Here is a 13,480-nt window from a genome sequence, read left to right as displayed (position 1 = left end):
GATATGCATCAACTTTGTGGGAGCGAGCCTGCTCGCGAAGAACGATAACGCGGTATAACCGACGGAATCAGCGGCTTTGGCGTTGTTGTAACAACAGGTTACTGAAACCGGCACCAGAGAGTTGCTTCTGTGCGGTGGTCAGCTGTTCACGGTTGCTGAACGGTCCCACCAATACCCGATACCAGGTCTCGTCCTTCACTGTGCCGGACTCAACCGCCACCGCCTGGCCGAGCAGGATGATCTGCGCGCGTACCTTATCCGCGTCAGACTCCTTGCGGAACGAGCCCGCCTGCAGGAAGAACCGGGTCACTGGCGCGGCCTTGGTGACGGGCGGTGCCGGCGGCGGCGTGATCCCCGCCAAAGCAGCCTGGGCGCGGGCTGTGTCGATTTTCGCCGCTTCCGCCGGGGTCACCGGCGTGGTCGGAATGGCCGGCACTTGGGGCGTCGGCAAGGTTTTTTCCGGCACGGCATCCGGCGGCACGATAACTTCCGACTCCGGCAGCAGGGTGTAGAAGTCGTACTTCGGCTTCACCGGTTGCGTCGGGCTCGGCGGGGTCTTGTTGGCTTCGGCGATCTTGGTGGCTTTCTGTTGCTGCTCGACCTTCTCGCGTTTGACCGTGTCGCTGCCCTTGCCCGGCTCCAGTTTCATCAGGAACACGATGAAGGCGCCGACCGTCAGGCCGATCGCCATCCACAGCCAACCCGGGATCGGTTGCTTCGCTGGAGCTTGGTAACGGCTGGCGCCACGCTTGGGTGCAGGTTTTTTCTTGGCAGCCAACTTACATACGCTCCAGAGTTTCCAGGCCCAAGAGTTCCAGGCCTTGCTTGAGAGTGCGTCCAGTCAGCGCGGCGAGGCGCAGACGGCTCTGCATTTGTTCCGGAGTGTCGGCGGCGAGGATCGGGCAGTTCTCGTAGAAGCTGGAAAACAGGCCGGCGACGTCGTACAGGTAGGTGCAAAGAATGTGCGGCGTGCCTTTCTCGGACACGTTGTTCAGCACTTCGCCGAACTGCGCGAGTTTCGCCGCCAGTTCGTGTTCGTGCGCCGCTTCGAGAACGATCTGGCCCTCGACCTCGCTGAAATCCTTGCCCAGTTTGCGGAATACACCGGCCACGCGGGTATAGGCGTACAGCAGGTACGGCGCAGTGTTGCCTTCGAAATTCAGCATCAGGTCGAAGTTGAAGCTGTAGTCGCTGGTGCGGTGCTTGGACAGGTCGGCGTACTTCACCGCGCCGATGCCCACGACCTTGGCGATGTTGCGCAGGTCGGCTTCGGCCAGTTCCGGGTTCTTGTCCTTGACCAGGGTGTAGGCGCGTTCCTGGGCTTCGGTCAGCAGGTCGATCAGCTTCACGGTGCCGCCGTCACGGGTCTTGAACGGGCGGCCATCGGCACCGTTCATGGTGCCGAAGCCCATGTGTTCCATTTCCATCGGGTGCGTTACGAAACCGGCCTTGCGCGCCACGGCGAACACTTGCTGGAAGTGCAGGGCCTGGCGCTGGTCGACGAAGTACAGCGCACGATCGGCCTTGAGCTTGCCGCTGCGGTAGCGCACGGCGGCCAGGTCAGTGGTGGCGTAGAGGTAGCCGCCATCAGCCTTGACGATGATCACTGGCAACGGATCGCCGTCGGCGTTCTTGAATTCGTCGAGGAACACGCACTGGGCGCCGTTGCTTTCGACCAGCATGCCGGCAGCTTTCAGGTCGTTGACCACGTTGATCAGGTCGTCGTTGTAGGCGCTTTCGCCCATCACGTCGGCCATGGTCAGCTTGACGTTCAGCAGTTCGTAGATTTTCTGGCAGTGAGACAGCGAGATGTCCTTGAACTTGGTCCACAGCGCCAGGCAATCGGCGTCGCCGGCCTGCAGCTTGACCACCAGGCCACGGGCGCGGTCGGCGAACTCTTCGGATTCGTCGAAGCGTTGCTTGGCAGCGCGGTAGAAGTTTTCCAGGTCCGACAGCTCGTCGCTGGTGATCGGGTTTTCCTGCAGGTAAGCCATCAGCATGCCGAACTGGGTGCCCCAGTCGCCGACGTGGTTCTGACGGATCACGGTATCGCCGAGGAATTCCAGAACGCGAGCCACGCCATCGCCAATGATGGTCGAGCGCAAGTGACCGACGTGCATCTCTTTGGCCAGGTTCGGTGCCGAGAGGTCAACCACCGTGCGCTGTACCGGGCCGGCCTTGCGTACACCGATGTGGGCATCGGCGAGGGCGGCGTCCAGGCGGGTGGCCAGGGCCTGGGTGTTCTGGAAGAAGTTCAGGAAGCCCGGGCCGGCGATTTCGGTCTTGGTGACGTTTTCGTCAGCCGGCAGCGCGGCGATGATCTTTTCCGCCAGATCGCGCGGCTTCATGCCCGCAGGTTTGGCCAGCATCATGGCGATATTGCTGGCGAAGTCACCGTGGGTCTTGTCCCGGGAGTTCTCCACCTGGATCGCCGGCGACAGGCCTTCAGGCAACACACCTTCGTTGACGAGTTGGGTGATGGCTTGTTGGATCAGCTGGCGAATGGTGTCTTTCATGGTCTTCTCTTTCAACCGCAGGCGCGGCGGGCGCTTCGATGCGCTGGTGGAAAAACTGGGCATTATCCGTTGCCAAGGCGGGCTTGCCAACCATTGTAGGTTCATAGCGGACTTACGGCGGTTGATTACCCTGTGGCGAGGGAGCTTGCTCCCGTTGGGGCGCGAAGCGGCCCTAAAACCAGGCGCTGCGAGCATTCTGTTCGATCTCGATGGCTTTTTTGCGACTGCTTCGCAGTCGAGCGGGAGCAAGCTCCCTCGCCACAGGAATGTAATCAATACAGATCCACGGGATCGACATCCAAAGACCAACGTACCGCCCGCCCGCTCGGCATTTGCTCCAGCACCAGCAACCAACAGGCAAGCAATCGGTGCAATGGTGCGCGGGCCGTAGCCTGTAACAACAGCTGCGCACGATAGCGCCCGGCCCGGCGCTCCATCGGTGCGGGCACCGGCCCCAGCAGTTCGATGCCGGTCAGGTTCTGTTCGGCCAGCAAGCGTTCCGCCTCACTGCACGCTTCATCGAGAAAGCCTTCGGCCTGACCCGGTTTGTGTGCTTCGGCCCGCAGCAGCGCCAGATGCGCGAACGGTGGCAGGCCTGCCGCACGACGTTCACTCAAGGCCTGCTCCGCAAAGGCGAAGTAGCCCTGCTCGGTCAATTGCACCAGCAGTGGGTGGTCGGCCAGGTGCGTCTGGATGATCACTTTGCCCGGTTCTTCCGCCCGGCCGGCGCGCCCGGCGACCTGGACGATCAATTGCGCCATGCGCTCACTGGCGCGGAAGTCACCGGAGAACAGCCCGCCATCGGCATCAAGGATCGATACCAGGGTCACCCGTGGGAAGTGGTGGCCCTTGGCGAGCATTTGCGTGCCCACCAGGATGCACGGCTGGCCCTTTTGAATGGTCGCAAACAGTTGATTCATTGCGTCCTTGCGCGACGTGCTGTCACGGTCGACTCGCAACACCGGGTAGTCCGGGAACAGGATGCCCAAGCGCTCTTCGGCCCGTTCGGTGCCGGCCCCCACCGGGCGCAAATCGACCTTGTTGCACTTTGGGCACTGGCGCGGCACGCGTTCGACATAACCACAATGGTGGCAACGCAGTTCGCCGTAGCGTTGGTGCACGGTCATGCGTGCATCGCAGCGCTGGCATTCGGACATCCAGCCGCAGTCGTGGCAAAGCAGCGTCGGGGCGAAGCCGCGGCGATTGAGGAACACCAGCACTTGCTGGCCGGCGGCCAGGGTCTGGCCGATGGCTTGTTGCATCGGCCCGGAAATACCACTGTCCAGCGGACGGCTTTTCACGTCCAGGCGCAGGAAGCGCGGCTGCTTGGCGCCGCCGGCACGTTCATTCAGGCGTAGCAGGCCGTAACGGCCGGTGTAGGCGTTCTGCAGGCTTTCCAGTGACGGAGTGGCCGAGCCGAGCACAATCGGAATGTTTTCCTGCCGGGCGCGCACCAGTGCCAGATCGCGGGCGTGATAGCGCAATCCTTCCTGCTGCTTGTAAGAGCCGTCGTGCTCTTCATCAATGATGATCAGCCCCGGGTTCTTCATCGGCGTGAACAGCGCCGAGCGGGTGCCGATAATGATGTCGGCTTCACCGTCGCGGGCGGCGAGCCAGGCGTCGAGGCGTTCGCGATCATTCACCGCTGAATGGATCAGCGCGATGCGCGCATTGAAGCGCTGTTCGAAGCGCGCCAGGGTTTGCGGGCCCAGGTTGATTTCCGGAATCAGCACCAGCGCCTGCTTGCCGGCCTCCAGGGTTTCGCGGATAAGCTGCAAATACACTTCTGTCTTGCCGCTGCCGGTGACGCCAGCGAGAAGGAACGCGTGATAGCTGTCGAAACCAGCGCGAATCGCCTCGCAGGCGGCGCGTTGTTCCGGGTTGAGCGGCAACTCCGGTTGTGCCAGCCAATGCTCATGGCGGGCGCCGGGGGCGTGTTTGCGGACTTCGACTTGCACCAGGTCCTTGGCCAGCAACAGATCGAGGCTGTCCTTGCTCAGCATCAGTTTGCTCAGCAACTGATGGGCGACACCATGGGGATGTTGGGCCAGTGTTGCCAGTGCTTCACGCTGGCGCGGGGCGCGGGCGATACGCGGATCATCAAGGCTGGCACCGGGAGCGGCGGACCAGAACCGTTCCTGGCGGGCTTCGGCCAGTTCACCCTGACGCAGCAATACCGGTAGCGCCCAGCTCAGCGTATCGCCGAGGCTGTGCTGGTAATACTGGGCAGTCCACAGACACAGCTTGAACAGCGTGGGTGGCAGGGGTGGCGTGGCGTCCAGCAGTGCCAATGCCGGTTTGAGTTTCTCTGCTGGCACTTCGCTGGTGTCGGCGACTTCTACCAGAATCCCGATCATCTCCCGGCGCCCGAACGGCACCCGCAAGCGCATGCCAGGATGCAACTGGGCGCGCAGGACGCCAGCCGGCGCGCGGTAGTCGAACAGGCGGCGCAGGGGCGAAGGCAGGGCGAGGCGCAAAATGGCGTCGGGCACGCGGGGGATTCTCGATCAGCGGACAATAGAAGCAGGGGCAATCACATAACCTGTGGGAGCGAGCCTGCTCGCGAAGAGGGAGTATCAGCCAGCATTTCTGTCGTCTGACGCACCGCTTGCGCGAGCAGGCCCGCTCCCGCAGGGGTGGCGCATAGGGCCGGGAGCCTAGCAGACGGTCGGTCTGAGTGACAGCTTGCGTGATCAGGATTGTCTGGTAGAATCCGCGGCCTAATTACGTGCGGTATTCAACAATAGTGTTGGGTGGCGGCACGCTAGCCCGAGGAAGACACCATGAAAGCTGATATCCATCCAGAATACCCAGCAGTTGCTGTTACCTGCAGCTGCGGCAACAAGTTCGAAACCCGTTCGACCTTCGGCAAAGCCCTGGCGATCGACGTTTGCAACGAATGCCACCCGTTCTACACCGGTAAGCAGAAGACTCTGGACACTGGCGGCCGCGTTCAGCGCTTCGCCGACCGTTTCGGTGCTTTCGGCGCGAAAAAGGCCTAAGGCCGATCAACTTGGGAAGCCGTTCGGGTTTTTCCATGCTGATGAAAAAGGCGTCCCTCGCGGGCGCCTTTTTTGTGTCCGCGATTTGGCTATCCGCTGCCCAGGCCTTCTGCCCGGCGCCGGGCGGCCTGACATCCGTCGCGGTGCAGCGGGTGGTGGATGGCGATACGCTGCGCCTGAGCGATGGTCGCAATGTACGCATGATCGGCTTGAATACACCGGAGTTGGGCAAGCAAGGCCGTTCCGATGAGCCGTTCGCCGTGGCTGCGCGCAAGCATCTCGAAGCCTTGGTGGCGGCGAGCGACGGGCAAGTCGCTTTACTGCCCGGTAAAGAAAGCAAAGACCGCTATGGTCGGACCCTGGCCCACGTCTACGGTGCCAACGGTGCCAACCTCGAAGCGCAAATGCTCGCCGAAGGCCTCGGTTTTCTGGTGGCGGTCCCTCCCAATGTCGATTTGGTCGGCTGTCAGCAAGCTGCGGAACGCGCTGCCCGCCAAGCCGGGCTCGGTGTGTGGCGTCAATCACCTGTACTGAAAGCGGATCAGATCAGCACGGCCGGTTTTGCTGTACTCAGCGGCCGTGTGAGCAAGGTTCAACGCAATCGTGGCGGCGTTTGGATCGAGTTGCAGGATTCGGTTGTATTGCGCGTTGCACCCAATTTGCTCCCTCGCTTCGATACGGCCTCGCTTGAAAAGCTCGAAGGCAGGCAAATCGAGGCGCGCGGCTGGGTGCTGGATCGTTCGCGCCGCGGTGGGCTCAAGGAGGGGCAAGCGCGCTGGATGTTGCCGCTGACGGACCCAGCGATGCTTGAAGTGGCGCAGCGATAAAAAATTGTAGACATTTTTTGTGCTGATTGTGAACAGTCTATCCCTTGTGTTCCGCGGCTCTTGGCCAAAAGTCGTAGGGCAGGGCGGTTGACAGGGGTGACCGGTCAGTCTTGTGGGGATTTTGCGAGGCGCGTATCCTCGCTGACCAGTCTGTCCAACAGTAAAAGCGGAATGCCCACATGTCTGATCTGAAAACTGCCGCTCTCGAATATCACGCCAATCCTCGTCCAGGGAAGCTGAGCGTCGAGCTCACCAAGGCCACCGCTACCGCCCGCGACCTGTCGCTGGCCTACAGCCCCGGCGTAGCCGAACCAGTACGCGAAATCGCCCGCGATCCTGAACTGGCCTACAAATACACCGGCAAAGGCAACCTGGTTGCAGTCATTTCCGATGGCACCGCGATTCTCGGCCTGGGTAACCTCGGCCCATTGGCTTCCAAGCCAGTGATGGAAGGCAAGGGCGTTCTGTTCAAGCGCTTCGCCGGCATCGACGTCTTCGACATCGAAGTCGACTCCGAAAGCCCGCAAGCCTTCATCGACACCGTCAAGCGCATCTCCATCACGTTCGGTGGCATCAACCTGGAAGACATCAAGGCGCCTGAGTGCTTTGAGATCGAACGTGCTCTGATCGAGCAGTGCGACATTCCGGTTTTCCACGATGACCAGCACGGCACCGCAATCGTCACCGCGGCCGGCATGATCAACGCCCTGGAAATTGCCGGCAAAACCCTGCCGGAAGCCAAGATCGTCTGCCTGGGTGCCGGTGCGGCCGCCATCTCCTGCATGAAGTTGCTGGTGAGCATGGGCGCCAACATCGAAAACATCTACATGATCGACCGTACCGGCGTGATCCACTCCGGCCGTGACGATCTGAACCAGTACAAGGCTGTCTTCGCTCACGCGACCGACAAGCGCACCCTGGCTGACGCCTTGCAAGGCGCAGACGTGTTCGTCGGCCTGTCCGGCCCGAACCTGCTGAGCGCTGAAGGCCTGCTGTCGATGGCTGCCAACCCGATCGTGTTTGCTTGCTCGAACCCTGATCCGGAAATCTCCCCGGAACTGGCGCACGCTACCCGTAGCGACGTGATCATGGCCACCGGCCGTTCGGACTACCCGAACCAGGTCAACAACGTACTGGGCTTCCCGTTCATCTTCCGTGGTGCCCTGGACGTACGCGCCAAGCGCATCAACGAAGAAATGAAAGTGGCTGCAGCCAACGCCTTGCGCGAACTGGCCAAGCTGCCGGTTCCTCAGGAAGTGTGCGACGCCTACGGCGGCATCAAACTGGAATTCGGTCGTGAGTACATCATTCCGAAGCCAATGGATGCCCGCCTGATCACCCTGATCTCCGACGCCGTGGCCAAGGCTGCGATCGAGACGGGTGTAGCGACCCTGCCGTATCCGAAGAACTACCCGCTGAAAAGCGTGGATGACGTGTTCAACGGCTAAGTCGTTGTAGCGCTTCAACTAAAAGCCCCGGCTCCTGTGAGTCGGGGCTTTTTATTTGTCTGCAGGTTATATGGTGTTTGTCCGGCCGCCTTCGCGAGCAGGCTCGCTTCCACAGTTGATCGTTCCCCTGTGGGAGCGAGCCGGCTCCGGGCGGCGTTCCGTCGGATGCGGTGCAACAGAAAAACCAAAAACCAAAAAAAAACCCGCCTTCTTAAGAAGATCGGGGCTTTTTGTATTGCATTATCGGATCAGAACAAATCGATCGGCGCCGCTTCGTCCGCAGGCAGCGGGCTGCCTGGTGCATTGCCGTTGCCCAGTTCATTCACCGACGGTGGCGTGTCTTCGGCCTTGAACAGTTCGAAATAAGCCCCCGGCGTGCCTGGAGTCGCCGCACGGCCGCTGATCGGGTCGACCCGCAGGCTCAGGATGCCTTCCGGTTCCGGTTGCGTATGAGGCGGCAGGTCTTTGAGCGCGGCGCCCATGTAGTTCATCCAGATTGGCAGCGCGACAGTTCCGCCGAATTCCTTGCGGCCCAGGCTTTCGGGCTGGTCGAAACCGGTCCAGACCGTGGTCACGTAATCGGCGTTGTAGCCGGAGAACCAGGCGTCCTTGGATTCGTTGGTGGTGCCGGTCTTGCCGGCAATGTCGCTGCGGCCAAGGGCCAGGGCGCGGCGGCCGGTGCCGAGTTTGATCACATCCTCGAGCATGCTGTTGAGAATGTAGGTGGTGCGGCCATCGACGATACGTTCAGCCACAGCCGGTGCCTGAGGCGCCGGCTGGGCGGTCAGCGTTTCGCCTGGCGTGGCGTTGACCGTAAAGGCCTCGGCGACTGGCGCAGCGATGCCGTCGCTGGCGACGCCACCCTTCGGAACGCTCGGCGGATTGGCGACAAACAGCGTATCGCCATTGCGGCTTTCGACCTTGTCGATGATGTACGGGGTGATCTTGTAGCCGCCGTTGGCGAAGGTGCTCCAGCCGGTGGCGATTTCCATCGGGGTCAGGGTAGCGGTGCCGAGGGCCAGGGACAGGTTGCGCGGCAAGTCCTGTTTGTTGAAACCGAACTTGCTGATGTAGTCGATGGTGCGGTCGACGCCCAGTGCTTGCAGCAGGCGGATCGACACCAGGTTACGCGACTTGTACAACGCTTCGCGCAGGCGGATCGGGCCGAGGAAGGTGTTGGTGTCGTTCTTCGGACGCCAGACCTTGTCCAGGTACTCATCGACGAACACGATCGGTGCGTCGTTCACCAGGCTGGCGGCGGTATAGCCGTTATCCAGCGCGGCGCTGTAGACGAATGGCTTGAAGCTCGAACCCGGCTGGCGCTTGGCCTGCAATGCGCGGTTGTAGTTGCTCTGCTCGAAGGCAAAGCCGCCGACCAGCGAGCGGATCGCGCCGTTCTGTGGGTCGAGGGATACCAGCGCGCCCTGGGCTTGCGGGATCTGGCTGAACTTCAACGAGTTGTCCGGCTGGCGCTGAACGCGAATCAGGTCGCCGACCTGGGCTACATCCGACGGCTGCTTCGGATTGGGTCCCATGCTGTTGGTGTTCAGGAATGGGCGAGCCCACTTCATGGTGTCCCAGTTCACATGCTCGCTGCCGGTTCGAGTCAGGACCTGCAGGCCGTTCTTGTCGACCTGGGTGACGATGGCCGGCTCAAGGCTGCTGATGGTGCGCTGCTTGGTCAGTTCGGTGGCCCACGCCTCGCGGGTCTTGCCCGGCAGGCGCGATTCAGGGCCGCGATAGCCATGACGCTGATCGTAGGTCATCAGGCCTTCGTGGAGGGCGGTGTTGGCCATTTCCTGAAGGTTGCTCGGCACCGTGGTGGTGACGCGGAAACCTTCGGTGTACGCGTCGCTGCCATAGCGACCGACCATTTCGGCACGGGCCATTTCGGCGATGTAAGGGGCGTTCACTTCCGGCGTCGGCACGTGGTAGCTGGCGTTCAGCGGCTCGTTGATCGCGGCGGTGTAATCGGCTTCGGTGATTTTTCCAAGCTTGTACATGCGCCCCAGGATCCAGTCACGTCGCTCCTTGCTGCGTGCCGGGTTGGCGAGCGGGTTGAAGCGTGACGGGGCTTTTGGCAGGCCGGCGATCATTGCCATCTGCGCCAGGCTGACGTCGCGAATCGACTTGCCATAGTAAACCTGCGCCGCCGCCTCGATGCCGTAGGCGCGGTTGCCCAGATAGATCTTGTTGACGTACAGCTCGAGGATTTCGTCCTTGGTCAGCTGCCGTTCGATCTGCAAGGCCAGGAGGATTTCAGTGGTTTTGCGCGAAAAGCTGCGTTCGCTGGTCAGGAAGAAGTTCTTCGCCACCTGCATGGTGATGGTGCTGCCGCCGGACTGGATGTGACCGCTTTTGACCAGCTGGGTCGCGGCCCGCATCAGGCTGCTGGGGTCGACGCCATAGTGATTGGCGAAGTTATCGTCTTCAGCACTTAGTAACGCATTGATGAAGTTGGGGGGAATGTCGGCGAAACGGATGGGAGTACGGCGCATTTCGCCAAACTCTGCGATCAACTTGTTGTCGCTGCTGTAGACCCGCAATGGAATCTGCAACTGGATGCTTCTCAGCGCCTCCACCGACGGCAAACCGGGGCTAAGGTAAAGAAACGCCCCGCTCAGACCCAGAAGCAGTCCGCAGAAAACCGCGACGATGGACCAACCGAAAAATTTCAGCAGACGAATCAAGGCTTTTGGATATCCAGGGCAAAAAATGAATTAGGCATCAGGGTTCAGGCTAAAGGCGAACGACCCGCGCTTGAGAAAAACCGGAAAAAAACGCTGGGCATTATAAGCATTTTTCCGCCGCAGGCGTCATTGAAGGCTGCTGTCAAGACGGGTGGATGGAACGCAACACACATTACAGAGTCCGTAACTCACGGATAGTCATAGGGAATTGGTAGTGCCAGGACTCTTCAACAAAAAAGCCAATGTGCTTTTGGGTATCGACATCAGCTCCACATCGGTAAAACTTCTTGAACTGAGCCGTCATGGCGAGCGCTATCGGGTCGAGGCCTATGCGGTCGAACCGCTACCTGCCAACGCGGTTGTCGAGAAAAACATCGCCGAACTCGAAGGTGTGGGCCAGGCAATCTCTCGTGTGTTGATCAAGGCCAGAACCGGTCTCAAGAACGTCGCCGTGGCCGTTGCCGGATCGGCAGTGATCACCAAGACCATCGAGATGGATGCCGGTCTTTCCGACGACGAGATGGAAAACCAGCTGAAGATCGAGGCCGATCAGTACATCCCTTATCCCTTGGACGAAGTCGCTATCGACTTCGAGGTTCAGGGCGCCTCGGCACGCAACCCCGAGCGGGTCAGCGTGCTGCTTGCGGCCTGTCGCAAGGAGAACGTAGAAGTCCGTGAGGCGGCGCTGACACTGGCCGGCCTGACCGCCCGTGTGGTCGACGTGGAGGCCTATGCCCTGGAGCGATCCTGCGGCCTGCTGGTGAATCGATCGGCAATCTCCGAGGGAGGGCTGGTGGCGGTGGTCGACATCGGCGCCACCATGACCACCCTGAGCGTGCTGCTCGGCGGGCGAATCATCTACACCCGAGAACAATTGTTCGGCGGTCGACAATTGACCGAAGAGATACAGCGTCGGTATGGCCTGACCGTTGAGCAGGCAGGGCTGGCGAAGAAGCAGGGCGGGTTGCCTGCCGATTACATCAGTGAGGTGTTGCAGCCGTTTCGCGAGGCGTTGGTACAGCAGGTTTCGCGTTCATTGCAGTTTTTCTTTGCCTCCGGTCAATATCACTCGGTCGACCACATTTTGTTGGCGGGCGGCACGGCGTCTGTCTCCGGACTGGATCGGTTGATCGAGCAGCAATTGGGCACGCCGACGCAGGTGGCCAATCCGTTTGCCGACATGGCGCTGAGCAGCAAGGTCAACGCTGCAGCGCTGGCCAGTGACGCGCCGGCCCTGATGATCGCCTGCGGGCTCGCCCTCAGGAGTTTCGACTGATGGCGCGGATCAATCTTTTACCCTGGCGCGAGGAGCAGCGTGAAAGGCGCCGCAAGCGGTTTTTACTGATTCTGGTCGGCGCACTGGCAGGGGCGGTTGGCGCTGTATTGATCGCAAATCAGGCGATCAGTAACGCCATCGATCGGCAGATTGCGCGCAACGATTACATTGGCAAGCAGATCGTCGTGGTCGATGAGCGGATCAAGCAGATCAGTGAACTCAAGGTTCGTCGCCAGCAACTGCTTGAGCGCATGCGCATCATCCAAGACCTGCAGGGCAACCGGCCGATCAGTGGGCGAATGTTTGATCAGCTGGCGCGGACCTTGCCTGAAGGGGTCTATTTCACCGAAGTGAAAATGGCGGGCAAGGCCCTGTCCATTACCGGTGCGGCAGAATCCAATAACCGTGTTTCCGACCTGATGCGCAATCTGGATGCTTCCGACTGGTTCGACGCGCCAAGCCTGACGGAAGTGAAGGCAATCACCGCCGGCCAACTGGACCAGGCCAACGTCTTCCGGTTGACCGTTCGTCAGACTCAGCCTGCAGCCCTGGAGGACGGAAAATGAGTCTGTCCGAATGGTTCGAGGGCTTGCGCAAGATCGACATCAGCGATCTGGACACCAACAACATCGGCTCCTGGCCGCCCGCGATCAAGGTCGTAGTGGGTGCACTGCTCATGGTGCTGGTATTGGCAATCGGCTACAGCTTTTCCACGAGCGAGCTTGAGCGTCAGCTCCATCTCAAGCGTGAGGAAGAATCGACCCTCAAGGAACAATTTGCCACCAAGGCCCATATCGCGGCGAATCTGGAGCTGTACACCCAGCAGATGAAGGAAATGGAGAACGCCTTTGGCGTGCTGCTGCGGCAACTGCCCAGTGACACCGAAGTGCCCGGCCTGCTTGAAGACATCACCCGTACCGGCTTGGGCAGCGGCCTGGAGTTTGAAGAGATCAAACTGTTGCCGGAAGTCACCCAGCCGTTCTACATCGAACTGCCGATCCAGATTACCGTCACCGGCGCCTATCACGACCTGGCCACTTTCGTCAGCGGTGTAGCCGGTCTGCCGCGCATCGTCACTTTGCATGATTTCGACCTGGCGCCGGCAAATCCCGACGGCGGGACGAAGTTACGCATGAGCGTCCTGGCCAAGACCTATCGCTATAACGACAAGGGGCTGCACCCATGAGCCCGATTCGTGTCTTTTCGATGGTTGTGGCGTCGGTCGTCCTGGCCGGTTGTGGTGGCAGCGATGACTTCAGTGATCTCGATGCTTACATGAACGAAATGCGCCTGAGGGCGCCGGGCAAGATTGAACCAACGCCGACATTCCGGTCTTACCCCACATTCACTTACAACGCCGCCAACCTGCGCAGCCCGTTTTCCCGGCAAGTCAGAATCGACCTGGCCGGGCAGAGATACGGCTCGCGCAACGTCAAGCCCGACCCCGATCGGGTCAGGCAATACCTCGAAGGTTTCAACATCGAGCAGTTTGAAATGGTCGGCACGATCGCCAATGCGACAGGCTCCTTTGCGCTGCTGCGCGGGGCCGGCGGGGTACATCGGCTGAAAGTCGGAGATTACCTGGGGCGTAACGATGGTCGGATCGTCGCCATCAGTGCCTCGCAAGTCGATGTGGTCGAAATCGTCCCCGACGGCGAAGGTGCCTGGCTGGAAAGGCCGCGGACCATTTCTTTGAAAGAACACACTTAGTGGAACTCGAA

11 protein-coding genes are annotated in these 13,480 nt (G+C 60.8%); 7 read left to right on the top strand and 4 right to left on the bottom strand.

The window, feature by feature from the left end; genetic code table 11:
• Window positions 1-67: 67 nt before the first annotated feature.
• The 3 genes from ACW9HW_RS15090 to ACW9HW_RS15080 form a co-directional block, all read right to left on the bottom strand.
• Window positions 68-778: an SPOR domain-containing protein gene (locus tag ACW9HW_RS15090; protein ID WP_095192244.1), complete on the bottom strand. Its 711-nt coding sequence runs from the start codon at window positions 776-778 to the stop codon at window positions 68-70.
• Between the two features lies 1 nt (window position 779).
• Window positions 780-2,516, bottom strand: coding sequence for an arginine--tRNA ligase (gene argS, locus ACW9HW_RS15085; protein ID WP_095192243.1), 1,737 nt, complete (start codon window positions 2,514-2,516; stop codon window positions 780-782).
• Between the two features lie 272 nt (window positions 2,517-2,788).
• On the bottom strand, window positions 2,789-5,008 hold the full coding sequence (locus tag ACW9HW_RS15080; protein WP_457400544.1) for a primosomal protein N': 2,220 nt from the start codon (window positions 5,006-5,008) through the stop codon (window positions 2,789-2,791).
• A gap of 291 nt (window positions 5,009-5,299) precedes the next feature.
• On the opposite strand from ACW9HW_RS15080, the gene rpmE reads away from it, so the two are divergent.
• The 3 genes from rpmE to ACW9HW_RS15065 all read left to right on the top strand — a co-directional run bounded on the left by rpmE (window position 5,300) and on the right by ACW9HW_RS15065 (window position 7,793).
• Window positions 5,300-5,518, top strand: coding sequence for a 50S ribosomal protein L31 (gene rpmE, locus ACW9HW_RS15075; protein ID WP_008047849.1), 219 nt, complete (start codon window positions 5,300-5,302; stop codon window positions 5,516-5,518).
• 35 nt (window positions 5,519-5,553) lie between these two features.
• Window positions 5,554-6,345, top strand: coding sequence for a thermonuclease family protein (locus ACW9HW_RS15070; protein WP_457400543.1), 792 nt, complete (start codon window positions 5,554-5,556; stop codon window positions 6,343-6,345).
• A gap of 179 nt (window positions 6,346-6,524) precedes the next feature.
• Entirely contained in the window at window positions 6,525-7,793 is a 1,269-nt protein-coding gene (locus ACW9HW_RS15065; RefSeq protein WP_095192240.1) for a malic enzyme-like NAD(P)-binding protein, read from the top strand.
• A gap of 248 nt (window positions 7,794-8,041) precedes the next feature.
• On the opposite strand, the gene ACW9HW_RS15060 is transcribed toward ACW9HW_RS15065, so the two are convergent.
• Window positions 8,042-10,480 carry a penicillin-binding protein 1A gene (locus ACW9HW_RS15060; RefSeq protein WP_371917497.1) on the bottom strand — a complete coding sequence of 813 codons (2,439 nt, stop codon included), beginning with the start codon at window positions 10,478-10,480 and terminating at the stop codon, window positions 8,042-8,044.
• A 217-nt stretch (window positions 10,481-10,697) separates the two neighbouring features.
• On the opposite strand from ACW9HW_RS15060, the gene ACW9HW_RS15055 reads away from it, so the two are divergent.
• The 4 genes from ACW9HW_RS15055 to ACW9HW_RS15040 are packed head-to-tail and all read left to right on the top strand — an operon-like array spanning window position 10,698 to window position 13,469.
• Window positions 10,698-11,759, top strand: a complete 1,062-nt coding sequence (locus ACW9HW_RS15055; protein WP_457400541.1) for a pilus assembly protein PilM — start codon at window positions 10,698-10,700, stop codon at window positions 11,757-11,759.
• The gene (locus tag ACW9HW_RS15050; RefSeq protein ID WP_457400539.1) at window positions 11,759-12,325 is read left to right on the top strand and encodes a PilN domain-containing protein; all 567 of its coding nucleotides are present in this window, start codon (window positions 11,759-11,761) and stop codon (window positions 12,323-12,325) included. The genes ACW9HW_RS15055 and ACW9HW_RS15050 overlap by 1 nt, the downstream gene beginning before the upstream one ends.
• The gene (gene pilO, locus ACW9HW_RS15045; RefSeq protein WP_457400538.1) at window positions 12,322-12,945 is read left to right on the top strand and encodes a type 4a pilus biogenesis protein PilO; all 624 of its coding nucleotides are present in this window, start codon (window positions 12,322-12,324) and stop codon (window positions 12,943-12,945) included. The genes ACW9HW_RS15050 and pilO overlap by 4 nt, the downstream gene beginning before the upstream one ends.
• Window positions 12,942-13,469 (top strand): pilus assembly protein PilP, encoded by a 528-nt coding sequence (locus ACW9HW_RS15040; protein WP_457400536.1) that lies wholly within the window; start codon window positions 12,942-12,944, stop codon window positions 13,467-13,469. Before pilO ends, ACW9HW_RS15040 begins: the two co-directional genes overlap by 4 nt.
• Window positions 13,470-13,480 lie beyond the last annotated feature (11 nt).

It is taken from the genome of Pseudomonas sp. SDO5532_S415 (assembly GCF_054071155.1).
The sequence above is the reverse complement of the archived record's forward strand: the minus strand, read 5'-3'. Positions and strand labels throughout refer to the sequence as shown.

Excerpts from the sequence above, each read along its gene's own strand:
- ACW9HW_RS15070 (WP_457400543.1), top strand. The coding sequence starts at position 5,554 with ATGCTGATGAAAAAGGCGTCCCTCGCGGGCGCCTTTTTTGTGTCCGCG.
- pilO (WP_457400538.1), top strand. The coding sequence starts at position 12,322 with ATGAGTCTGTCCGAATGGTTCGAGGGCTTGCGCAAGATCGACATCAGC.
- rpmE (WP_008047849.1), top strand. The coding sequence starts at position 5,300 with ATGAAAGCTGATATCCATCCAGAATACCCAGCAGTTGCTGTTACCTGC.
- ACW9HW_RS15040 (WP_457400536.1), top strand. The coding sequence starts at position 12,942 with ATGAGCCCGATTCGTGTCTTTTCGATGGTTGTGGCGTCGGTCGTCCTG.
- ACW9HW_RS15065 (WP_095192240.1), top strand. The coding sequence starts at position 6,525 with ATGTCTGATCTGAAAACTGCCGCTCTCGAATATCACGCCAATCCTCGT.
- argS (WP_095192243.1), bottom strand. The coding sequence starts at position 2,516 with ATGAAAGACACCATTCGCCAGCTGATCCAACAAGCCATCACCCAACTC.
- ACW9HW_RS15050 (WP_457400539.1), top strand. The coding sequence starts at position 11,759 with ATGGCGCGGATCAATCTTTTACCCTGGCGCGAGGAGCAGCGTGAAAGG.